Source organism: Seonamhaeicola sp. NFXS20, from assembly GCF_049132085.1.
Classification (GTDB): domain Bacteria; phylum Bacteroidota; class Bacteroidia; order Flavobacteriales; family Flavobacteriaceae; genus Seonamhaeicola.
Genome location: NZ_JAFMPU010000011.1, coordinates 118175 through 140134, shown reverse-complemented (window position 1 = coordinate 140134; position 21960 = coordinate 118175). Strand labels below are relative to the sequence as shown.

Sequence of the window (21960 nt, the reverse complement as noted above, 5' to 3'; positions counted from 1 at the left end):
AAACGGAAGCTAAAATCTTAGCTCAAAAGGAATCGGAATAAATAGCATGGGACAAAGTAGTGGCTTTATGCCGAAGTCTTTTGATGGAAGTATTTTACGGGTTTAAATTGCGGGGGTATTGTATAATTAAGACTCACATCCATATTTTACACACTTTAATTATAATATAAATGATGGCTTTAACGGTTCTAATATTTTGAGATTGGTGACAGTACTAGATAAACTTCTACTGACACATATGTGCCACTCGGTGACATTCGACAAATAATCAATTACATTTTTCTTTAGAAGCACCGATTTTTCATTCAATAGTTTTTTTAATAATATTTTATAAACAGATTTAGTGCTAAATTATAATTATAACTATATTTGTGCTACCGAAAGTTATTTTGACATTATTAGACACAAAGTAAGGTTCACAAATCGTCAACAGATTTCATGTAAAGAACCAAAAGACTTAATATTGCTGGTATTATGACATTAAGTTCAGACCCCAGCCCGGTCACAAATTAAAAATTAGATATCTTAATTTTTAATAGGAACTAAAATTAATTGCTGTTATGTTGTTCCTGTTTTCTATTAAAACCTACCAACCATAAGTATTGGTATAGATAATTCAACTTTAGTTCCTTTAGATTTTCCTGTTTTTTCATCCATAAGATCAAATAATTTTAAATCAAAGTCCGTTTTAAATTTTTTTGAAAAAAATCTTAAACGTTCTTCTATTATAGAAAGCCCTAATGATTTATCTTTTAAAGTATTTTGATAGTTTCTCAATTGAGATAACTTTCTACCAATACCATTATCCTGTATAGTAATTTGAAGACGATTGGATTCTTGAAGCTTGATTTCTATTTTTAATTTTTTTTCTCCTTTTTTAGTTGTAAGACCATGCCATATAGAATTTTCAACAAAAGGTTGAAACAGCAATGAAGGTATCATAATTTGATCTAACTTTAAATTTTTATCTATGCGGTATGTATAGTTAATATTTTTTTTAAACCTATCATTTTCAATCTCAATATACATATTAATAATATTCATTTCTTCATCTAAAGTATTCAAATCCTTACGAGAACTTTCTAAAGTAGCTCTAATTAATTTAGAAAACCTCCCTAGGTAATATATAGCTTTTGCTTGATTATTATCAATTAAGTAAGATTTAATAGAATTCAATGCATTAAAAACAAAATGAGGGTTCATTTGACTCCTTAATGCATCTAAGCGAAGTTGTGAAAACTTATTTTCCATTTTCATGGCTAACCTTTCTGTTCGCTCTTTATGTGCCTCTGTACTCAATCCCTTCATCTCTGTTTTAGTTTGTAGTAATTCATCTGACAAAGCTCGGTTTATACTTTCTTTAATTATTTGATTTTCCTCTAATTGATTTATGTATTTTTTCTGCACAATTGCTTTTTCCCTATATGTTATCTTTTGCTCTAAACCAATGGCAAGAGCAAATAATAAACTTTCAATTAATACTCCAAGATAAAAGATATAAAGCACATCTATAATTGTTCCTTTCATTTTTAATGAAAATAAAGTAATAATCAAATAAGAAATGAACAGAGAAGACATACCACTTAAAATATACCATTTAATCATTAGATTTTGTTTTATCACTAAATAAAAAAACATTAAAAACATGATAAGGTTTAGAGGTAAAAAGAAGAATCCATGAAAATAATCTATCCAATAAGAATGTTGGTTATTCATTTTTAACCCCCATAAAAAGAGGTAAATAGGAGAAACCACAAAATAAGTCCAAAATATTCCTTTAACAACATTTGGATATTCCTTTTTAAACCTCATAATATCTAAGACAAATAAACTGAAAAAAATGGATGCGGATAATTGTGACGGATAATGTGTCCAACTTATAAAACTAATTCCTGCAGACGAACGAAAAAAATCAGTAAAAAAAACTCCATCTATATACCTCAGTAAATTACCTCCATTTATCAATGCGTAAAGACTATAAAGAAGATAAAACCTTTTTTTATTTTGAAAAAATTGAATTAAAAAAAAGACAAAAATATAGAACAGAACTGATACAACGAAAAAGCCAAAGCCGTTTTGATTACTCTCTTTAAAAAAAACTACAATATCCTCTAACATTACATTAACCCATTTTATCTAAAAATGCTTCTCTCTTATTTCTAGAAATGGGTATTTTCCTTTTATTAGTTAAAACAAGATATCCCTCTGATCTTAAATACTCGTTCACTTTTAGAATGTGTACGATGTAGGAATTATGAACTCTGAAAAAAAATCTAGCAGGCAGTATACTCTCTAATTCCTTAAGTTTTTTTGACACCATTAGTTTTTCACCAGATTGTAAAAAAACTCTGGAATAATTACCTTCAGACTCACAATATAAAATTTCTTCAATACGAATAAATAAAACCTTTCCACTTACAGGTATTTTAACAATTTGCGATTCATTCACTTTAGACAAAGCTTCAAAAGTTTGTTTAAATTGAATATGAAAACTATGCCCGTTGTCTATCTTTTTTAATTTTTCAATAACACAGTTTATATCATCCTCATCTACTGGTTTTAATAAATAATCTATAGCACTTTCTTTAATAGCTTTTAAGGCATATTGGTTGTAGGCTGTAGTAATAACTACAGCAAAATTTCGATATTCAAGTTTATCTAAAAGAGAAAAACCCGTCATTTCTGGCATCTCAATATCTAGAAACACACAATCTGGCTTTAAGTAATTTATCCCCGAAATTGCTTCTTTAGGAGAAGTAAATGTTTCAATGATAGAAATAAAACCGGCGTGTTTCCGTAATTCCCATGACAAACTATTTATAGCAGCAACCTCATCATCTACAATAATTACTCTCATAACATATTTTATTACGTCAAATTAAAAATTGATTGCCCATTTCTTTTACTAATTATGATATATGGTACCAATTACTATATAAATAACATTATAATAGTACTATATACTATTTCTATTATAATGACCCTGTTAGACAGATTACACAAAAAACAGTGAGGTCTATAAAATAGATATTACCGATTATAACTAAGTTAAATTAGTTGTAGGAATCCCTTTTTATTTTCGCACTTCAAAATACAAAATAACAAAAATTATGAAAACAAATTTTTTAACATTCAAATTACTGTACAATAGTTTATCATACCTTTTTAGTTTAAAAGGTCAAAAATTAAAATGTCTTAATTTTAAATTATCAAAAAACCAATTAGTAATAATGCTAATGGTGTTATTAACAATAAGCTTTTCTTCTTGTTCTGGAGAAGATGGAAAAATGGGACCTGAAGGACCTCAAGGAATTGCTGGTGAAGACGGATTAGATGGTGAAGATGGTGAAGATGGTGAAGATGGTGAAGATGGAATAAACTGTTGGGATTTAAATGGTAATGGCATTGGAGACATTACAAATGATGACAGTAATGAAGACATCAATTTAGATGGTGTAGTAGATGCTCTAGACTGCCAAGGTGCTGATGGTGTAGATGGCAATGCCAATGTGCAACTTTTTAAATATAATTTAGATGTGTTTTTTGATTATTCTCAACTTGACCTAAATTTAAAGAGTTATATTGAAAAGCCTGAAAACTATACTTATATTTTTTATATAGATCATAGCACAGGTCTTAGGTATTCCATTCCAGGACATATATATAACAACAAAGGGTATGCAAGAATATACACTACTCCTGGTGGGGCATTACGTGTTAATTTCTATGATTTAAACGATTCTAACTTGATAATTCCAGGTGGTGAATATACTCATTTAATTGTTGTAGCTATTGAATTATCAAATACAGCAAAAAATAGTGGAAATCCAATTTCCGAACTAAAAGCTGCTGGCGTTAACACTTCTGACTTTGATGCTGTAGCCGCCTATTTTGGTCTAAATCAATAAGTAACTATTTCTTAATAATGCTTATTTATTAGTAAGAAAAGTTTGATAGTTTTTGAGTTTTATAAATATAAGTAAACCTCTAATAAAAGAGCCCCTAATTGGGCAGTCATGGTCGGAAGAAATTCCGACCATTTTTTATTACTAGGTTTCAAAATGGTCTAAATTGCCATCACAAAAGACTACAATCATCGCTATTGCTAAGTTTCTCAATTCCATTTTAAATCTTCTTTTAGCAGTTTTGTAGCCTATATTATTGGCTTTTTTATAGATGAGAATTAGCATTGCCACGATTAAAGTCATGTACAACATAACCTCTATGCCGTTTTTATTTAATGAAACCAAATGACTAACATTAAGTTCTTGTTTTATAAACCTGAAGAATACTTCGATATCCCATCGTTTTCTATAGGCTTCTGCAATTTCTTTAGCTGATAGGTTGAATTCATTGGAGATAAACCAGAACTCCTTAGCTTCTTCTGTTTTTGTTTTAGCAACAATCAGTCTAAAGGGAGTTATGATTGTTTTAAGGTATTCTCATAAATAAAAAAAACAATAATCAAAAAAACTGTCCAAAGTAATTTTTTGACAAACTAAATATTATATTTGTGGTTCTATTTTTTTACATATTAAATATGTTTTAATATTCTCAAATAAGGCACACGTGGCGGAATTGGTAGACGCGCTGCCTTGAGGGGGCAGTGTTCTTAAGGACGTGGAGGTTCGAATCCTCTCGTGTGCACAAACATTGAAAAGGGTAGACTTAATCTACCCTTTTTGCTTTTTATAATTTATAATAATGCTACTTTTACAATAGCCCAAACTTCGTAATCTTCATCAAACTCATCTTTTATTGTTTCTATTTTATAGGTAACTTTAAAAGATTTCCCTCTATATTTTTCAGATTTTAAATCGAAGGTTTTTAAAATACTTTCATCTATTTTTTCAAAAGAATAGTATTTTTCTTCATCTTCACTATCTGTAAAATAGTATGTTCCATCTTCATAACCATCAAAAACAGCTTTTAATGTTTCTAAATCTTGATTTACAATGGATTGATTTAACGATATTATAGCTAATAATAAAACTGATATTGTTTTCATTTTATTGTTATTTAAAATAAATATTATTATTACATTTTGATGTAATAGCTTTACCGAAGTGTACTTAATAGTTTGGTAGCTCTATCCGTGAACTTTTTAAGGTATAACTTCATTCTCCTTAAAAACCAAACAACATTGCTTGTTTGTTATGCTTTGTTTGCTTGTTAAGTATTAACAAACGTTAAACTAACTATTTTAAATATTTATAATTTTTAATACAATTAAGTCTATTACTTCTATAACAATTAGTATAATGATAATCCACTCTAACCTGCTACTTTCACTATGAAACATAATATCTTTAAACAGATCTAGGTTTTCTTTAACTATATCTACTTGTTGATGAATTATTTGGTGCCTATCTATTAAATCAAATTTCTTTTTAAGTTCTAAGTTTAACTTATTTAAATCTTCGTCATCAGTTGCTAATTCATGAGATTCAAAAATGTATAAGTTTTCAGAAATTTTGTTTTTAATGTTTAATACCTTACCTATATACCGTTTTAATTTTTTACCGCTAATATTAAGTTTTCCTTGTTCTTCTAGAAAACTTGTATGCCTTCTGGTGTCTTCTAAAAGTTGTTCGGCTATATTATAATAAAAGTCTAAAGCAACAGATTGAGATAGGTTTAACATTATTAAGCGTAATTTTTCAGAATCACTATCGGGTATAGTAATGGTTTCAAACTCTAACTTAAATGTGTTGGCATTTGTTACAATTTCAATAGATTCTACCATTGTTGTTTTAGCAACATCTCCTTTTAATGTTGAGTGAATTTTTTCTTTTAACGCTATGGTTTCTTCTTCAGTAAAATTATAAACACAAACAATACCATATTTAAAAGCGTATAAATACTTGTAATCACTTAACTGTAAAAAAATCTCATCGTTATCTGCATACAACGGTGTTAAATTAAAAACACCTTTTAATGACTGAATGTCAATAATTTGAGCAACATGAATTGCACTTGCTGTTGTTTTCATTTTTTTATGAGGCAAAAACCTCATCATCGCTTTTAAAGCTTTTAAATTCTATTATGTACCCGTTAGGATCTTTTACAAAAAAAGAGCTATGTTCTCCCACTTTATATTCCATAAAGGTGGTTTCTGTAGTAACTTCTTGATTTAACTGCAACAATTTTTTATACAATTTACCCCATGTTTCTATTTTAACAATAACTCCAAAATGAAACGATGGTAAAACGGTATCTTCTAGTTTATAATTTTTGAATTTAAAGCTAAAAGAACCAGATTCTGTAAAAGTTAATTGATTATTAAACAAATTAACATCTAACCATTTATTGGATTGTCTACCTAAAGACATACCTAATACTTGTGTGTAAAACTCCCTAGTTTTATCAATATTTTTACAAGGCAATGCTAAGTGAAATTTTGCTTTCATTTTAATTAATTAAAATAGATTTATTCCTCATCATCTATCGTGTTTGAGGGTAAACTTTCCTCTAAATCATCATTTTCTGTATCGTCATCTGCCTCAAAATCTTCCATAGCTTGTACAAGACGTTTGCCTATTTTTACTAAATATATAGTGTCTTCTGTTTTAACTTCTACTGCTTCTATAACTTCATTTTTAGCATTTCTAAAGGTTATAACATCTGAATCTTCATATCCATCGGGAAATTTTTCAACAAGTAAGGTTAAAATATCTTCGTTTAACTTCTGATAATCTACAATTTTACGCAACATGTTTTTCACAATTACATACCTAATAAATAGGCAAAAATTAATGGCGCAACAATGGTTGCATCACTTTCAATAATAAATTTGGGTGTATTAATATCTAATTTACCCCACGTTATTTTTTCGTTTGGCACTGCGCCAGAGTATGAACCATAACTGGTTGTTGAATCTGAAATTTGGCAGAAATAACTCCAAAAAGGCGTATCTGTTCTTTCCATATCTTGATAAAGCATTGGTACTACACATATAGGAAAATCGCCTGCAATACCGCCTCCTATTTGGAAAAACCCAATACCATTTTTAGAATTATTAGTGTACCAGTCTGCTAAAAAGGTCATGTACTCAATGCCCGATTTCATGGTGCTGGCTTTAAGTTCTCCTTTTAACACATAGCTTGCAAAAATGTTACCCATAGTACTGTCTTCCCAACCTGGACAAACTATTGGTAAATTTTTCTCGGCTGCAGCGTACATCCATGAGTCTTTTAAATCTATTTCATAGTATTCTTCTAACACACCCGATAATAGCATTTTATACATAAACTCGTGTGGTAAATAGCGTTCTCCTTTATCATTAGCCTCTTTCCAAATGGCATAGATATGTTTTTGTAACCTTCTAAAGGCCTCTTCTTCTGGAATACACGTATCTGTAACTCTGTTTAAGCCTTTTTCTAACAAATTCCACTCTTGCTGTGGTGTTAAATCTCTGTAATTAGGCACACGCTTGTATTGTGAATGTGCTACTAAATTCATAATATCTTCTTCAAGATTTGCACCAGTGCATGAAATTATATGCACTTTATCTTGCCTAATCATTTCAGCAAAAATTTTACCTAACTCTGCAGTACTCATAGCACCAGCAAGCGACACCAACATTTTAGCGCCATTGTTTAACTGTTCTTGATATGCTTTGGCTGCATCAACTACCGATGCTGCATTAAAGTGCAAATAGTATTTTTCTATGAAATTTGAAATAGCGCCTTTAGTACTCATTGTCTTTGTTGAATTTTGAAAAGTTATTTACTTTATTGTTATTGTTGTTAAAATCATCGTTATAGCTATCTTCAACGTCTTCATTTTGAAATTTATAGCTTAACATTTTATAATATAGTTTTGCTGCTAAGAAGTCTGAAGATTTATCAACTTCATTTGGGCAAAGTTCAACTATATCAAACCCAACCACGTTTTTTTCTTCAAACACCTGCTTTAAAAAATCTAAGGTTTCATACCATAATAAACCTCCTGGTTCTGGCGTACCTGTACTTGGTAATATTGAAGGATCGAAAGCATCAAGATCAAAAGTGATAAATACGTTATCTGTCATTTGTTCGATGGCTGAATCCATCCAAGTATCATCAATAGCCATTTCGTGTGCAAAGTATGTTTTATCTAAATCCATTACCGATTTTTCTTTAACATCCATTGAACGAATACCCACTTGAATTAAGTTGGTATTTTGGCTAGCTTCATATACAGCACATGCGTGATTACATGCTGTCCCTTCATAGGTTTTTCTTAAATCGGCATGTGCATCAATGTGTAAAACCGTTAAGTTTTGGTATACTTCATTAAACGCTCTAATAGTACCTATTGATATGGAATGTTCACCACCAAAAATGGTTACAAACTTATTTTTTTTTATATAGTTTTTAGTTGCTTGATGCACTGCTTTAACCATACTTTCTGGCGATACATTTTCTGTAACAGCATCAGCTAAATAGATACCTTCTTTATAAACTTCAGTATCTGTTTCAATGTCATAAAGTTCCATGTTTTCTGAAGCATTTAAAAAAGCATCAGGTCCTTTATCTGCTCCTTTTTGCCATGTACTTGTTCCATCATAAGGAACCGGAATTAGAACTATTTTTGCATGTTCTAACTTTGCATACGCTTCTGGTATGCCTGCGTAAGTTTTAGTTTTCATTTTTTATTTATCTGCGTATTGCAAATTGTTTACTGTTTCTAAAATTTGAATATCTTCTTCTATTATTGATTCTTTTTTATAACCTAAGATTTTAAGTAAATCTTCGCTTTTTTGTTGTTCTTTAAAAAGTGAAGTAATAATATTTCCTTGTGAGTCTTTATCTATAAGAATGTGTTTTGGCGCTGGTATTAAACAATGTTGTAACCCGCCGTAACCACCTATTGTTTCTTGGTAAGCGCCAGTATTAAAAAAGCCCACATACAATGGTTTATCTTTATCGTACTTTGGTAAATAAATAGCATTTATGTGCTGTTCACTGTTGTAATAATCATCACTATCACAAGTTAAACCACCTAATAAAACACGCTCATATGAGCTATTCCACCTGTTTATTGGTAACATTATAAACCTTTTGCTTATAGCCCAAGTATCTGGCAATGTTGTGATAAACGATGAGTTAATCATGTTCCATTTTTCTCTATCATTTTGTTGTTTTTGATAAAGTACTTCATAAATAGCACCTCCGCTTTCGCCTACAGTAAAGCTTCCAAATTCTGTAAAAATATTTGGTACATCTACACCTTCTTCTTCACAAGTAATGTTTATTTGGTTGATGATTTCATCAATCATGTATTCATAATCAAAATCAAAAGCCAGTGAGTTTTTTATAGGGAAACCGCCACCTATGTTTAAACTGTCTAACGTTGGGCAAATCTTTTTTAAACTTATATAAACTTTTAAGCATTTTAAAAGCTCATTCCAATAGTATGCTGTATCTCTAATTCCCGTATTTATGAAAAAATGGAGCATTTTAAGCTCTACTTTAGGATTGTTTTTTATTTGCTTGTTATAAAAAGGTACAATGTTTTTATATCCAATACCTAATCTAGAGGTATAAAATTCAAATTTTGGTTCTTCTTCAGAAGCTATTCTAATACCAATATTAAAGGTGTTTTTAATTTCATTGCTTAGTAAATCTATTTCTTCATAATTATCAATAATTGGTATGCAGTTTTTATGACCATTATTTACTAGTCTAGCAATGTTGGTTATGTATTGTGCTCTTTTAAAACCGTTGCTAATAACAAATGTGTTATCTTTTATTTTTCCATTTGCTTTTAAACTTTCAACAATGTCAATATCAAAGGCAGATGACGTTTCAATATGAATATCATTTTTTAAAGCTTCATCTAAAACATGTTTAAAATGAGAGCTTTTGGTACAATAACAATAATTGTATGTGCCTTTATAATTATATTTATTTATAGCCGAATCAAACCAAGATTTAGCTCTTTGGATGTTATTTGATATTTGAGGCAAATAGGTGAATTTTAAGGGAGAACCATATTGTTCTACCAATTTATTTAAGTCTATATCATGAAAAAATAATTTGTCTTTGTTTAAGGCAAATTCGGGTTGAGGAAAATCAAAAGTTTGATTGATTAAATCAACATATTTTGTATTCATTATGTAATAGTAAAAAGTGATTAAAATTTTTTAGAATAAGACACAAACGTGCCTACAGACAGATATTTTAATTACTTTTTATCAAATCATAATTTGGTATTGTGCCCTAGGAACAAAGCACAATTTATACTGCGAAGCAATAACTTTAACTACGGAAGTTAGCTTTAAATTTCGGTTACTTACACCGTAAGCAGCTTTTGAATTTGACTTCCTAATTTTCAAAAGCCCGAACATAAAAACAGGTTTCAATTTGTTCAGCTAAAAGTCCTATACTCAAACTTTAGTGGTACAAATGAAAAACAAAAAATTAAATAAAAAAAATATTTTTAAAAATTTAATATCAACCCATTAAAACCCTGAAAACCATTAGTTTTACTAGTTTTCCTGTAAATTATTTTTTTAATCTAACCTTAAAATTAAACAATAATATCTGCTTTATATTACAAGATGTGTTTGCAAAACGCAGATTTAAGAGTTTTTCCCAAAAATTATAGCTGATTGAACATTGCTCTATACTGCTGATTATTTGGATATAACTGCACCAATTGTTGTGCAATATTTTTTGCCTTTGTTATATCTCCGTTTTTTTGATATAAATAAGCTAAAACATATAATAAATCACCGTTTTGTGGTGCTATTTTTAAGCCTTTAACAAGTGTTTCTTCCGCCTTTTTAAAATTGTTAACCTTATCATATAACAAACTTAAGTTGTAATAAAACCTAACGTTTTGAGGCATATACTTAATTGCAAATTGCATTTGATCTATAGCTTCTTGGCTTCTGTTAAGTTCACTTAACAATAATGCATAAGAATAGTATGTTTGACCATATTCTGGTTCTTGACTAATTATAGTTTTAAAGGCTTCTTCAGCTTCTTTAAACTGCCCATTACGGTAATACAAGTTTGCTAAATTGCTCCTAACAATATTATTTAAATTATCAATTTCTAAGGCACTTTCAAAAGCTTTTATAGCATTTGGCAAATCACCTTTATTTAAATAATATCTTCCGCGTTTAGCTCTACCTCCAGCAAAATCTGAAGTAACACTTAAATGAACTTCAAATTCTTTTTTCACCTTTTGGTAAGCTTCTTTATACTCCTCTGGTATTTGCTGTTCATCTAATGCGCTTAACTCAAAAAAAGCTTTTACTCTAACCGTTCTTTTAGGGTCTTTTAGAAGTGGTATAAAGTATTTTGCATAATCTTCATTAGCCATTTCACTAAGAGCATCAATAGTAGCTCCTCTTACAAAAGGAGATTCATCATTTAAAAATTGAAGCATATTATTTATAACTTCACTACTGTAATATTTGGTCATATTACTAACTGCTGAAGCTCTTGCTATTTCTGGATAAATGGTATCTTTTGCTAAGGTTAGTAGCTTATGATACCCATCTTCTTCACCAGTAAAGCCTGGGGCTAATAAATCTGAAAAGTGGGTGTAATCTGGTTCTCCATAATTCTTTTTAAACTGCTCCCAAGCCCAAGAATCATCTTTATCGGTATGACATCTAGTACAAGCATTTGGTGTACCGTATTTTAAACTTTGATCTGGTCTTGGAATTCTAAAGCTATGGTCTCTTCTGTAATCATTTCCCATATAGATTTTTCCATCCATATGGCAATTTATACATTGTGCTCCTTCTGAATTTACTTCATGAAAATGGTGCTTTGGTGTATCGTATGTTGGTTTTGCATGACATTGTAAACACAAAGCATTGCCTTCAAATTTTAATTTAAGCGAATGCGGGTTGTGACAATTGGTGCAAGTTACATTGTTATTATACATTTTACTTTGCAAAAATGAACCATATACATATACTTCATCTAAAATTTGTCCGTCTGGGTAATACAGGCCATTAGTAAGAACTTGCGGAAAGTAATGATCCATCATTGTTCCTTCAAAATTAAAATAACTAGAATACTGTTCTCTTCGCATATGGCATCTTGCGCACTGATCTACCAATTCTTTAGGTCCTGTATTACTAGTCATCCACATTCCATCAGTGGCTACATATTTATCGCCTTGCTTTTTAGCTTGCTCTACATGTGTTTTCCCTGGCCCATGACAAGCTTCACAACTTACATTTATTAGGGCATATTTGGTATTGTAACTATGGTTTTCTTGCTTGTAGTTTTTTCTAACATTGGTAGAATGACAATCGGCACACATGTTATTCCAGTTTAAACCTCCTCTAGACCAATGTAACCATTCTGAATGTACCACTTTAAAATCTGGGTACAAATCAAACCATTTGTTTTTTTCTGTATCCCAAGCAGTTCTTAAACATTGATAATGCCCGTTAGGAAATTTAACTATGTACTGTTGTAATGGTGTAATTCCGAAGGTATATTCAATTTTATAATCATGATATTTACCATCAGGTCCTTCTGTATTAACAAAATAATTACCCTCTATTTTAAAAAAACGAGACTTAACACCTTGACTTGTAAAAGTTACATTATCAAAATTTGCCAGTATGGTTGAATCTGTTGCAATTTGCATGGCTTTATCATGGTGAGACCCTGTCCAATCTTTAACTTCATCTGCGTGACATTCTGCACATGCTTTATCTCCTAAAAAATGACTATCTGGAATTAATTCTGAAGAAACAAATATGCTGTCTTTTTTTGCTTCAATATATTTTGGTTTTTTTTTATTGCACGAAAAAAGCAAAAAAATTATAGAGATAAAAAGTAGAGTATTTCTTTTTTTTAATTTAATAGTAGGCTTGTATTTAAACATAATGAAGTTAGGTGCAAAGTATGTAAATTATCTCATCAAAAATAGAGTTTACTTATGGGTTTACAAAGAAATTAAATATTAAAAAACATCATGAATAACTCTTAATTGCATTTAAAAAGTTAAACTTAATTTATTTTATTTTAGATAATCTCAATGCAATTCCATACTTTTGTTTAACTTAAATTGATTTTTAATGAACAATATACGAGTTAATTTTAGTATTAAAGATTTAGAAAACCTTACTGGTATAAAAGCACACACCATAAGAATATGGGAAAAGCGTTATAATTTACTACAGCCCAATAGAACGGATACAAACATTAGAAATTACAGTATTGCTAGCCTACAAAAGCTTTTAAATATTTCTTATTTAAACAATAATGGATATAAAATATCTAAAATTGCAGATTTAAACGAAGATGAAATCCCCATAAAAGTTAGAGAAATTGCTTCTCGTGCTAACGTTGAAGACCATGCTATTAATGCTCTAAAAATGGCCATGGTTAATTTTGATCAGGTACTATTTTATAACACGTACAATAACCTAATTGAGAATAAAACTTTTAGTGACATATTTTACACTGTGTTTTTACCTCTATTAAAAGATATTGGTATTTTATGGCAAACAAAAACTATAACACCTGCACATGAGCACTTTATATCGGTTCATATAAAACAAAAAATTCTTTTAAATATTGAAAGACTTCAAAGTTTAGAACCTAAACCTACATCTAAAACCCATATTTTATTTCTTCCTGAAAACGAAATACATGACATTGGCCTATTATTTATTAACTACCAACTTAGAAGCAAAGGATATCACACCATTTTTTTAGGAGAAAGTGTACCTGTAGAAAGCTTAACAAGTGTTTTAGAATTTTTTGAAGAGATTACTTTCATATCTTATTTCACAGTATACCCAGAAATAGATAAAATACCTAGCTACATTAAACAATTTGAAGATTTACTTCTTAAAAACCAAAAGAATAATCTGTTATTATTAGGTTCTAAACTTAATAATATTGATGATTATAATCCACCCAAAAATGTAACCATTTACCAAAACATAGAAAATTTAATTGAAAATTTATAGCTTTAAATTTTATATTGTTTAACTTTTTAATATATTTGTTAAACAATATGAAAAAAAAAGTTATAATAATAGGCTCTGGTTTTTCTTCTTTATCTGCCTCTTGCTATTTAGCTAAAGCGGGATATAATGTAACCATACTAGAAAAAAACAGTACAGTTGGTGGTAGAGCCAGACAATATAAAAATGAAGGATTTACATTTGATATTGGGCCTACTTGGTATTGGATGCCAGATGTATTTGAGCATTTCTTTGCAGATTTTAACACAAAACCCTCTAACTTTTACACCTTAGAAAAGCTTAATCCTGCTTACAGTGTTTATTTTGATAAAAACGACTACATAACAATTGAAGATTCTTTAGAAAAAATTTGTAACACTTTTGAAACTGTTGAAAAAGGAAGCTCTACACAGCTCAAAAAATTTATAAACAAAGCTAAAGACAATTATAATATTGCTATTAAAGATTTAGTTTACAACCCAGGTGTTTCCCCTCTAGAGTTGGTTTCATTAACCACACTTAAAAGATTAAATCAGTTCTTTAGTAGCGTTAAAAATGATGTTAGAAAAGCTTTTAAAAATGATAGGTTAATTAAAATACTTGAATTTCCCGTGTTATTTCTTGGTGCTAAACCTAGTAATACGCCTTCATTTTATAATTTTATGAATTATGCCGATTTTGGTTTAGGTACCTATCATCCTAAAAAAGGAATGTACCAAGTAATTTTAGCTATTGAATCTCTTGCTAAAGACCTTGGGGTAACCATAAAAACAAATGCAGCTGTGCAGAAAATAAACGTTAAAAATAACTTTGCTACCCAAATAACTACTAATAATGATAGTTTTAAAGCAGACATTGTACTTAGCGGAGCTGATTATTGGCACACAGAAACACTTCTAGATAAAAATTACAGGCAATACTCTAAAAATTACTGGAATAAAAAAACATTCGCTCCCTCTGCTCTACTTTTCTATGTTGGTTTTAATAAAAAAATTAAAAATGTAAGCCACCATACATTATTTTTTGATGTAGACTTTGATGTTCATGCCAAAGCTATATATGATGACCCCAAATGGCCAGAAAAACCGTTGTTTTATGCTAGCTTTCCTAGTATAACAGATAGCAGTACTGCACCCAAAAATCATGAAGCTGGCATTTTTTTAATTCCACTTGCTCCGGGTTTAAATGACACTAAAGAGCTAAGAGAAACCTATTTTAAAAAAATAATTAGTAGATTAGAAGACCTTACCAATCAAAAGGTATCAAATAATATTGTTTTTAAGAAGTCTTATTGTGTTAATGATTTTATAAAAGATTACAACTCTTATAAAGGTAATGCCTATGGTATGGCAAATACGCTAACACAAACAGCATTTTTAAGACCAAAATTAAAAAGTAAAAAAGTTAAAAACTTGTATTTTACCGGACAATTAACAGTACCAGGACCAGGTGTTCCACCATCGTTAATATCAGGTAAGTTAGTATCAGAATTAATAACCAAACACCATTAGCTATGAAAAAATTATTTGATACCGTGTCCTACAGTTGTAGCAAAATTGTTACCAAAACCTACAGCACGTCTTTCTCTTTGGCTACAAAAATGCTATCTAACTCAATAAGAAGTGATATTTACAATATCTATGGTTTTGTTAGGCTAGCTGATGAAATTGTTGATTCTTTTCATGGTTACAAAAAGGAAGAGTTGTTCAAGAAATTAACTAATGATTTAGAATCTAGTCTTAATGAAAAAATAAGCTTAAATCCTATTCTTAATGCATTTCAATATACCTATCATAAATATAATATAGACAAGCATTTAGTTGATGCCTTTATGAAAAGTATGCGAATGGATTTATATAAAAAGAATTATTTAACTACTGCCGAATACGAAGAATACATTTACGGGTCAGCTGATGTTGTTGGCTTAATGTGCTTAAAAGTTTTTGTTAAAGGTGATAACAATAAATACGATAGTTTAAAAGATTCGGCTATGTCATTAGGATCTGCTTTTCAGAAGGTTAACTTCTTAAGAGATTTGAAAGCAGATTACAATGATTTAAATAGAAGTTACTTTCCAAACACAGATCTTAATAACTTAAGTGAAGCCTCTAAGCAAGAAATTATTGATGATATTGAATCTGATTTTAGTAAAGGGCTTAATGGTATTAAAAGATTACCACTAGAAGCTAAATTTGGAGTTTTTATGGCTTATAGATATTATAGACAACTACTAAAAAAATTAAAACGAACACCAGCATTACACATTAAAAACACAAGAATTAGAGTTTCTAACCCCAAAAAAATAGAACTGTTAATGCGTAGTTATGTAAAATATCAGTTAAATTTATTGTAACTTAAGGGTTATGAAAATTGCACTTTGGATATTAGTTTTTTTAAGCACCTTTTGCTTTATGGAATTTATGGCGTGGTTTACCCATAAATATGTTATGCATGGTTTTTTATGGCGCTTACACAAAGATCACCATAACAAAGACCACGATAGCTGGTTTGAGCGTAATGACTTCTTTTTTATATTCTATGCCGTAGTTAGCATTGGTTTCTTTTTACTTTGGAAGTACAATATATTATGGATTGGCTTACCTATTGGTATTGGTATTTTTGCTTACGGCTTAGCTTATTTTATTGTTCATGATATCTTTATTCATCAACGTTTTAAATTATTTAGAAATGTTAATAATTGGTATGCAAAAGGTGTTAGAAGAGCACACAAAATGCATCATAAACATTTAGGGAAAGAAGATGGAGAATGCTTTGGTATGCTTATGGTTCCTTTTAAATATTTTAAAAAATATAAATGAATTACTTATACCTACTTTTAAATTTAGGATCTTTAAGTATTCCATTTTTATTTAGTTTTCACCCAAAACTAAAATTCTATAAGCTTTGGAAACCCCTCTTTACAAGCATTTTTTTATCAATGCTCATCTTTATTCCTTGGGATATTATTTTTACTGCTGAAGGTTTTTGGGGTTTTAACAACACTTATTTTTTAGGTATTAAACTTTTTAACCTCCCAATTGAAGAGTGGTTATTTTTTATTTGTATTCCATACGCTTGTGTGTTTACACACTATGCACTTTTGCATTATTTTCCTAACTTAAAACTATCAATTACTGCTACTAAAACTATTAGCTATTTTTTAATAGTATGCTTTTTAATTATTACCATTTTTAATTATAATAAATGGTATACTTTAATAAACTTTTTAATTGCCTCTGTTCTAATTTATATTTCAACAAAAAAGCAACCAAAACTGTTAAGTGAGTTTTATTTGACCTTTTTAGTAATGCTAATTCCTTTTTTTATTGTGAATGGTATTCTTACAGGAAGCTTTATTGAAAACGAAGTGGTTTGGTATAATAATTCTGAAAACTTAAATTTAAGACTATTTACAATTCCTATAGAAGATAGTGTTTATGCATTTTCTCTTATTCTCTTAAATTTAGTTTTAACACAAAATTTTAATAAGATAAAAACTTAATTATTTACTACGTTAATAGGTTTACCACTTAAATATGCTTCTAAATTTTTAACTGTAATATTCATTAATCTTGTTCTAGCTTCTTTAGGAGCCCAAGCAATATGCGGTGTTATAATACAGTTTTTAGCCTTTAATAATGGGCTATCTTTTACCATGGGTTCTGTTGAAACTACATCAAGTGCCGCTCCTGAAACTTTGCCAGAATTAAGAGCTTGAACCAAATCTGTTTCAACAACTAATCCTCCCCTAGCTGTATTGATAATTTTAACACCGTATTTCATTTTTTCAATATTACTTGAATTAATGATACCTTTTGTACTTTTAAAAAGCGGACAATGTAAACTAATTATATCTGAATTTTTAAAAAGCGTATCTACATCAACAAACTTTAAAGTGCCACTTTCAAATTCTGGTTTTACAGTTCTTGAGTTTACTAAAATTTTCAACCCAAAAGCTTGAGCTACTTTGGCTACCGCTTGTCCTATTTGTCCAAAACCAATAATTCCTAAAGTTTTTCCTTCTAATTCAATTAATGGTGAGTTCCAAAAACAAAAATCTTTAGATTTTATCCAATCTCCATTTTGTACCGCTGTATTATGATTTCCAATATTATGACACATTTCTAACAGCAAAGCCATAGTAAATTGTGCTACAGATTCTGTGCTATAAGCAGGCACATTAGTAACAAGAATGCCCTTAGATTTTGCAACTTCAATATCAACCACATTGTAACCTGTTGCTAAAACACCTATAAATTTAACAGTTGACACCTGTTCTAATACTTCTTTTAGTAATGGCGTTTTATTAGTGTAAACAATTTCTGCTTCGCCTATAGCTTTTATAATAGCCTCATTGTTATATGGAGTTCTGTTATAAACGGTTATTTCTCCATGTTTAGCTATATCATCCCAACTTAAATCTCCTGGGTTTAATGTATACCCATCTAAAACTACTATTTTCAATGTATTGCTTTTTATTGTTGAATTAATTCATCTATTGTCTTTCTAATAGCATCACTATTCCAATTAGCTGCTCCTGTTTCGTCTATAATAATTTTTCCGTTTTTATCTATTAAAAATGTTCTAGGGATACTATTCACCTTAAAAATTCCATTATTAGAAGCTGGTCTATAAACTTTGAAAGTATAATTGTGTTTTTCTAAAAAAGCGTTTGTTTCTTTAAACCAATCGTCTGTAACAAACAGAAATTCAATTTTATCATTATAATCATTATATAATTTTTGTAAACTGGGCATTTCTGCAATACAAGGCGGGCACCAAGTAGCCCAAAAATTTATTAAAACTACTTTTCCTTTAGTTTCATTAAAATTGAAGGTATTACCTTGATTATCTTTTAACTCCCAGTTAAAAGATGCAATTTCTTTTTGCTTCTCTTCTGATAAAACCGAAGGACTTATTAGTGCTAGTCCTTTATTTATAAAAACTTGAATAGGCTTTCTTGTTTGTGGTATTATTAAAATAGCTAGAACCACTAAAAAAATGATGTCTTTAAACTTTATTTTTCTGAATTTCATAATGATTAGATTTCTGCTTTTAAAATTATAAACCTTAAGGTTATTTATACAACCTTTTTAGAATTTATTTAATAAAAAAGCATGGTTTTAACACCATGCTTCAAATCTACAAAACAATTTATCATTCTACTTAGCAACTTGTATTATCTGCTGACCATTCCTGATAAACTTTTTACGGGACCATCTTCCATCATAATAGTTGTATGATTCATAGCATCTGAGGGTACCATATGGGCTAAAGGCTTTAAAGTAAATGGTGCTGTACTATTATCTGGGTCTGGTTCAACAGAAATAACTACTGTTTTACCTTTTAAATCTGTTGGAAACGTTAAACCTACAGGAGGATTTTGTAAAAAATCTTCTCCTGGGTAAGCAGGTCCGTTACCTGCATCTCCTTTAAACATTGATGTTGTTGCATTATCATCGGCTGTATTAACGGCTGTAAAGGTTCCTGTTGTAATTGGTGTTCCATCAAAAACAACCCACCCTTCATATTTCCAACCATCTGTAAGTGTTGGTAAATTTAAACCTGCAACTGCAGAACCACTAGAGTTATCTAAAAACCAAACACCACTTTCTTCGTTTGTGTCGTCTGTATCTGTTGGTGTTGCCAAAATATATTTTCCTAAGGAAGCAGTAAAATCTCCTACAATTCCGTTAGAAGTAACATTAGCTTCATCTCCATTAAAATCGCCAGCTAAAATCTTTGTTGCTGCTGGAGCTGGATCTGAATCTACTGCGGGTTCAATTGAAAGTACAAATGTTGTTGCCTCATTTAACTGAGATTTATCTACATTAAATGTTTGCGGAAATTCTACCGAAGAAAATGTTCCTGTAGACACAGGATTACCATCAACAATTATCCATCCCTCATAAACAAAATCTGTTCCTAAAGCTTCTAATCCTTCAAGATTTAGGGTTAACCTAGATGTTTTCATTGGGTTATCATCATCACTACAAGAAACAGTTAAAATACCAATACTTAAAACTGCTAAAATTACTTTTCTAATCATCACATTTTTTTTTAAAGTTATTAATACTTCAAAGTTAAATTGTGATGTCCTAAAAAAATGTTAGCTACCTAACACTAAGCAGTTTTTTTATAAATTCTTATTTCTTTACGGCCAAATTGTATAACATTTTCTTCTTTTAATTCATTAAGAATGATATTTAAAGTTGGTCTTGAAGTACCAATTAATGAAGCTATATCTCTCTGTGTATATGGATGATGAATGATTTTATCGCCTGTTTTTTCACAATCATATCCATAATCTGAACATAATTCATCTAAAAACTCTATCAACCTGGTTTTAACGTCTTTAAACAACAGTATTTGCAAACGCCTTTCTAGTCTTTTTAACTTAAAACCTATGAGTTTATAAATTTTAAAACTGAAGGTTTGATTGTCTCTCATTAAACCATGCATAGTTTCTACACCTATAGGGCAAATACTTGTAGAATTATCAACAGATTGTGCAAATTCTTTTCTTTTATCTTCTCCTAAAATGGCTGTTTCACCAAAAAGTTCTCCACGAGTTAGAATTGCTTTTACAACTTCACTCCCATCTTCATTGTAGTAACCTATTTTTACTTTACCTTTTTCTATAAGATACACCTTATTGGCAGAGTCTTCTTCAAAATAGATATAATCTTTCTTTTTGTAAGAGTCAAAATTATGTACTGTTTTAAATGCTTTAAACTTATGCGGGCACAGTATTTTAAAAAGTTTAACATCATCAAAAAACCAAAGCGATTTCATTAGGTTAGTCTTTATTTGTTAGTTAATTATGAGTCGACAAACCTTAGTAATGCTTACTAAAAAGGCATAAAAAAACCTCCTTAATTAGGAGGTTATAAATTTTTATTCTTCTTCGTCTGATTTGTTGTCTTCTTCACCTTCATCTAAAAACCCTAACATATCATGTTGTTGAAGTAAATTGTACCATTGCAGCACCTTTTTAATATCACTAGCATACACTCTATCTTCATCATAGTCTGGTAAAACATCAAAGAAATATTCTTCTAGTTTATCTTTACTATCCTTGTGTTTTACAGAAGTTTGTTCTCCATTTTCTTTTTCTTTTATTTTACTAAACACCTCTTTAAGTGGCACTTCTTCTGTAAGTGTGTAAATGGCTATTTCACTTAAAATACTTACGTTATTTTGAATACCAACTGAGATACGTTTTTTATCTATTAATGATTCTGCTACAAAGCCCCCACGAGTTTGAGCTATTAATTTATATAAACCTGGTTTGCCTGAAATTGAAAGTACTTTATCTAAACTCATATTATTTTTTTGAAAAACGCAAATATCAACTGTTTGTTATTGTATTGCAAATATTATCGTTTCTTTTTTTCGTTTGGAAAACGCATTCTATAATCTACATTTATTTTTCCTTTTGAAATATTATTGAGTTTTCCTTTTATCAACCTTTTTTTAAAGCTAGAAAGTTTATCTGTAAATAGAATGCCTTCAATATGGTCGTATTCATGCTGAACTACCCTGGCCATTAGCCCATCAAATTTCTCTGTGTGTTTATTAAAATTTTCATCGTAATATTCAATAGTAATTACGGGTTTTCTAAACACATCTTCTCTAACATCTGGGATACTTAAACAGCCTTCATTAAATGCCCATTCATCTCCTTCTTCCTCTAAAATAGTGGCATTAATAAAAACTCGTTTAAAATCTTTTAACTTATTTTGTTCTTCTTCTGATAAATCTTCGTCTTCTGAAAAAGGTGATGCATCAACTACAAACAACCTAATAGGCAAGCCTATTTGAGGTGCAGCTAACCCTACACCATAAGCATTATACATGGTTTCAAACATGTTTTCTATAAGATTATCTAAGTTTGGATAATCTTTTGAAATATCTTTTGCTGTCTTTTTTAAAACTGCGTCGCCGTAAGCAACTATTGGTAAAATCATAAGTACTGAACTATTAAGTTGCAAAAATACAATACTATAATTTATTGTCTATAA

General features: G+C 29.7%; 23 protein-coding genes, 1 tRNA gene and 1 pseudogene. 7 read left to right on the top strand and 18 right to left on the bottom strand.

Features of this window, described 5'->3' with window-relative positions; genetic code table 11:
• Positions 1 to 579 precede the first annotated feature (579 nt).
• Both J1D01_RS14560 and J1D01_RS14555 read right to left on the bottom strand, forming a co-directional pair.
• Complete coding sequence (locus J1D01_RS14560) at positions 580 to 2118, bottom strand: sensor histidine kinase (RefSeq protein WP_421151327.1); 1539 nt, start codon at positions 2116 to 2118, stop codon at positions 580 to 582.
• A 4-nt stretch (positions 2119 to 2122) separates the two neighbouring features.
• Positions 2123 to 2857 carry a LytR/AlgR family response regulator transcription factor gene (locus J1D01_RS14555; protein ID WP_421151326.1) on the bottom strand — a complete coding sequence of 245 codons (735 nt, stop codon included), beginning with the start codon at positions 2855 to 2857 and terminating at the stop codon, positions 2123 to 2125.
• A 253-nt stretch (positions 2858 to 3110) separates the two neighbouring features.
• Here J1D01_RS14555 and J1D01_RS14550 point away from each other — a divergent pair, with 253 nt between their 5' ends.
• Positions 3111 to 3908, top strand: a complete 798-nt coding sequence (locus tag J1D01_RS14550; protein WP_421151325.1) for a hypothetical protein — start codon at positions 3111 to 3113, stop codon at positions 3906 to 3908.
• Positions 3909 to 4049: 141 nt separating this feature from the next.
• On the opposite strand, the gene J1D01_RS14545 is transcribed toward J1D01_RS14550, so the two are convergent.
• Together J1D01_RS14545 and J1D01_RS14540 are read right to left on the bottom strand one after the other, a co-directional pair.
• Positions 4050 to 4190 (bottom strand): hypothetical protein, encoded by a 141-nt coding sequence (locus J1D01_RS14545; RefSeq protein ID WP_421151324.1) that lies wholly within the window; start codon positions 4188 to 4190, stop codon positions 4050 to 4052.
• A gap of 6 nt (positions 4191 to 4196) precedes the next feature.
• Positions 4197 to 4424, bottom strand: a pseudogene (locus tag J1D01_RS14540) (transposase); the annotation flags it as partial.
• A gap of 139 nt (positions 4425 to 4563) precedes the next feature.
• On the opposite strand from J1D01_RS14540, the gene J1D01_RS14535 reads away from it, so the two are divergent.
• Positions 4564 to 4647, top strand: a tRNA-Leu gene (locus J1D01_RS14535).
• A 49-nt stretch (positions 4648 to 4696) separates the two neighbouring features.
• Here the strand turns inward: J1D01_RS14535 and J1D01_RS14530 are convergent.
• The 8 genes from J1D01_RS14530 to J1D01_RS14495 all read right to left on the bottom strand — a co-directional run bounded on the left by J1D01_RS14530 (position 4697) and on the right by J1D01_RS14495 (position 12777).
• Positions 4697 to 5008, bottom strand: coding sequence for a hypothetical protein (locus J1D01_RS14530; RefSeq protein WP_372938066.1), 312 nt, complete (start codon positions 5006 to 5008; stop codon positions 4697 to 4699).
• A 195-nt stretch (positions 5009 to 5203) separates the two neighbouring features.
• Complete coding sequence (locus J1D01_RS14525; RefSeq protein ID WP_372938067.1) at positions 5204 to 5992, bottom strand: RMD1 family protein; 789 nt, start codon at positions 5990 to 5992, stop codon at positions 5204 to 5206.
• A gap of 4 nt (positions 5993 to 5996) precedes the next feature.
• The gene (locus J1D01_RS14520) at positions 5997 to 6410 is read right to left on the bottom strand and encodes a VOC family protein (protein ID WP_372938068.1); all 414 of its coding nucleotides are present in this window, start codon (positions 6408 to 6410) and stop codon (positions 5997 to 5999) included.
• Between the two features lie 20 nt (positions 6411 to 6430).
• Positions 6431 to 6715, bottom strand: a complete 285-nt coding sequence (locus J1D01_RS14515; protein ID WP_372938069.1) for a hypothetical protein — start codon at positions 6713 to 6715, stop codon at positions 6431 to 6433.
• 11 nt (positions 6716 to 6726) lie between these two features.
• A complete protein-coding gene (locus tag J1D01_RS14510) occupies positions 6727 to 7701 on the bottom strand; it encodes a deoxyhypusine synthase family protein (protein WP_421151323.1) in 975 nt (324 codons plus the stop codon).
• The gene (speB, locus tag J1D01_RS14505; RefSeq protein WP_372938071.1) at positions 7691 to 8632 is read right to left on the bottom strand and encodes an agmatinase; all 942 of its coding nucleotides are present in this window, start codon (positions 8630 to 8632) and stop codon (positions 7691 to 7693) included. Before speB ends, J1D01_RS14510 begins: the two co-directional genes overlap by 11 nt.
• Before the next feature lie 3 nt (positions 8633 to 8635).
• Positions 8636 to 10099 (bottom strand): arginine decarboxylase, encoded by a 1464-nt coding sequence (locus J1D01_RS14500; protein ID WP_372938072.1) that lies wholly within the window; start codon positions 10097 to 10099, stop codon positions 8636 to 8638.
• Positions 10100 to 10587: 488 nt separating this feature from the next.
• A complete protein-coding gene (locus J1D01_RS14495) occupies positions 10588 to 12777 on the bottom strand; it encodes a tetratricopeptide repeat protein (protein ID WP_421151322.1) in 2190 nt (729 codons plus the stop codon).
• A gap of 262 nt (positions 12778 to 13039) precedes the next feature.
• Here J1D01_RS14495 and J1D01_RS14490 point away from each other — a divergent pair, with 262 nt between their 5' ends.
• The 5 genes from J1D01_RS14490 to J1D01_RS14470 are packed head-to-tail and all read left to right on the top strand — an operon-like array spanning position 13040 to position 17438.
• Complete coding sequence (locus J1D01_RS14490; RefSeq protein WP_372936824.1) at positions 13040 to 13939, top strand: MerR family transcriptional regulator; 900 nt, start codon at positions 13040 to 13042, stop codon at positions 13937 to 13939.
• 47 nt (positions 13940 to 13986) lie between these two features.
• The gene (locus tag J1D01_RS14485) at positions 13987 to 15447 is read left to right on the top strand and encodes a phytoene desaturase family protein (protein ID WP_421151321.1); all 1461 of its coding nucleotides are present in this window, start codon (positions 13987 to 13989) and stop codon (positions 15445 to 15447) included.
• Between the two features lie 2 nt (positions 15448 to 15449).
• Positions 15450 to 16289, top strand: a complete 840-nt coding sequence (locus J1D01_RS14480) for a phytoene/squalene synthase family protein (RefSeq protein WP_421151320.1) — start codon at positions 15450 to 15452, stop codon at positions 16287 to 16289.
• A gap of 10 nt (positions 16290 to 16299) precedes the next feature.
• Positions 16300 to 16755 carry a sterol desaturase family protein gene (locus J1D01_RS14475; protein WP_421151319.1) on the top strand — a complete coding sequence of 152 codons (456 nt, stop codon included), beginning with the start codon at positions 16300 to 16302 and terminating at the stop codon, positions 16753 to 16755.
• The gene (locus J1D01_RS14470; RefSeq protein WP_421151318.1) at positions 16752 to 17438 is read left to right on the top strand and encodes a lycopene cyclase domain-containing protein; all 687 of its coding nucleotides are present in this window, start codon (positions 16752 to 16754) and stop codon (positions 17436 to 17438) included. The genes J1D01_RS14475 and J1D01_RS14470 overlap by 4 nt, the downstream gene beginning before the upstream one ends.
• On the opposite strand, the gene J1D01_RS14465 is transcribed toward J1D01_RS14470, so the two are convergent.
• The 6 genes from J1D01_RS14465 to def all read right to left on the bottom strand — a co-directional run bounded on the left by J1D01_RS14465 (position 17435) and on the right by def (position 21906).
• Positions 17435 to 18400, bottom strand: coding sequence for a D-2-hydroxyacid dehydrogenase (locus J1D01_RS14465; RefSeq protein WP_421151317.1), 966 nt, complete (start codon positions 18398 to 18400; stop codon positions 17435 to 17437). The two genes, J1D01_RS14470 and J1D01_RS14465, sit on opposite strands and share 4 nt — an antisense overlap.
• 11 nt (positions 18401 to 18411) lie before the next feature.
• A complete protein-coding gene (locus tag J1D01_RS14460) occupies positions 18412 to 18972 on the bottom strand; it encodes a TlpA family protein disulfide reductase (protein WP_421151316.1) in 561 nt (186 codons plus the stop codon).
• 143 nt (positions 18973 to 19115) lie between these two features.
• Complete coding sequence (locus J1D01_RS14455) at positions 19116 to 19985, bottom strand: anti-sigma factor domain-containing protein (RefSeq protein WP_421151315.1); 870 nt, start codon at positions 19983 to 19985, stop codon at positions 19116 to 19118.
• Between the two features lie 74 nt (positions 19986 to 20059).
• Entirely contained in the window at positions 20060 to 20731 is a 672-nt protein-coding gene (locus J1D01_RS14450) for a Crp/Fnr family transcriptional regulator (protein ID WP_372936840.1), read from the bottom strand.
• A 102-nt stretch (positions 20732 to 20833) separates the two neighbouring features.
• Positions 20834 to 21262 carry a DUF5606 domain-containing protein gene (locus J1D01_RS14445; protein WP_372936842.1) on the bottom strand — a complete coding sequence of 143 codons (429 nt, stop codon included), beginning with the start codon at positions 21260 to 21262 and terminating at the stop codon, positions 20834 to 20836.
• 53 nt (positions 21263 to 21315) lie between these two features.
• Positions 21316 to 21906, bottom strand: a complete 591-nt coding sequence (def, locus tag J1D01_RS14440) for a peptide deformylase (protein WP_372936844.1) — start codon at positions 21904 to 21906, stop codon at positions 21316 to 21318.
• Positions 21907 to 21960 lie beyond the last annotated feature (54 nt).

Excerpts from the sequence above, each read along its gene's own strand:
- J1D01_RS14545 (WP_421151324.1), bottom strand. The coding sequence starts at position 4,190 with ATGCTAATTCTCATCTATAAAAAAGCCAATAATATAGGCTACAAAACT.
- J1D01_RS14485 (WP_421151321.1), top strand. The coding sequence starts at position 13,987 with ATGAAAAAAAAAGTTATAATAATAGGCTCTGGTTTTTCTTCTTTATCT.
- J1D01_RS14520 (WP_372938068.1), bottom strand. The coding sequence starts at position 6,410 with ATGAAAGCAAAATTTCACTTAGCATTGCCTTGTAAAAATATTGATAAA.
- J1D01_RS14560 (WP_421151327.1), bottom strand. The coding sequence starts at position 2,118 with ATGTTAGAGGATATTGTAGTTTTTTTTAAAGAGAGTAATCAAAACGGC.
- J1D01_RS14470 (WP_421151318.1), top strand. The coding sequence starts at position 16,752 with ATGAATTACTTATACCTACTTTTAAATTTAGGATCTTTAAGTATTCCA.
- J1D01_RS14530 (WP_372938066.1), bottom strand. The coding sequence starts at position 5,008 with ATGAAAACAATATCAGTTTTATTATTAGCTATAATATCGTTAAATCAA.
- J1D01_RS14510 (WP_421151323.1), bottom strand. The coding sequence starts at position 7,701 with ATGAGTACTAAAGGCGCTATTTCAAATTTCATAGAAAAATACTATTTG.
- J1D01_RS14490 (WP_372936824.1), top strand. The coding sequence starts at position 13,040 with ATGAACAATATACGAGTTAATTTTAGTATTAAAGATTTAGAAAACCTT.
- J1D01_RS14475 (WP_421151319.1), top strand. The coding sequence starts at position 16,300 with ATGAAAATTGCACTTTGGATATTAGTTTTTTTAAGCACCTTTTGCTTT.
- J1D01_RS14515 (WP_372938069.1), bottom strand. The coding sequence starts at position 6,715 with ATGTTGCGTAAAATTGTAGATTATCAGAAGTTAAACGAAGATATTTTA.
- J1D01_RS14555 (WP_421151326.1), bottom strand. The coding sequence starts at position 2,857 with ATGAGAGTAATTATTGTAGATGATGAGGTTGCTGCTATAAATAGTTTG.
- J1D01_RS14445 (WP_372936842.1), bottom strand. The coding sequence starts at position 21,262 with ATGAGTTTAGATAAAGTACTTTCAATTTCAGGCAAACCAGGTTTATAT.
- J1D01_RS14460 (WP_421151316.1), bottom strand. The coding sequence starts at position 18,972 with ATGAAATTCAGAAAAATAAAGTTTAAAGACATCATTTTTTTAGTGGTT.
- speB (WP_372938071.1), bottom strand. The coding sequence starts at position 8,632 with ATGAAAACTAAAACTTACGCAGGCATACCAGAAGCGTATGCAAAGTTA.
- J1D01_RS14550 (WP_421151325.1), top strand. The coding sequence starts at position 3,111 with ATGAAAACAAATTTTTTAACATTCAAATTACTGTACAATAGTTTATCA.
- def (WP_372936844.1), bottom strand. The coding sequence starts at position 21,906 with ATGATTTTACCAATAGTTGCTTACGGCGACGCAGTTTTAAAAAAGACA.
- J1D01_RS14525 (WP_372938067.1), bottom strand. The coding sequence starts at position 5,992 with ATGAAAACAACAGCAAGTGCAATTCATGTTGCTCAAATTATTGACATT.
- J1D01_RS14455 (WP_421151315.1), bottom strand. The coding sequence starts at position 19,985 with ATGATTAGAAAAGTAATTTTAGCAGTTTTAAGTATTGGTATTTTAACT.
- J1D01_RS14450 (WP_372936840.1), bottom strand. The coding sequence starts at position 20,731 with ATGAAATCGCTTTGGTTTTTTGATGATGTTAAACTTTTTAAAATACTG.
- J1D01_RS14500 (WP_372938072.1), bottom strand. The coding sequence starts at position 10,099 with ATGAATACAAAATATGTTGATTTAATCAATCAAACTTTTGATTTTCCT.
- J1D01_RS14480 (WP_421151320.1), top strand. The coding sequence starts at position 15,450 with ATGAAAAAATTATTTGATACCGTGTCCTACAGTTGTAGCAAAATTGTT.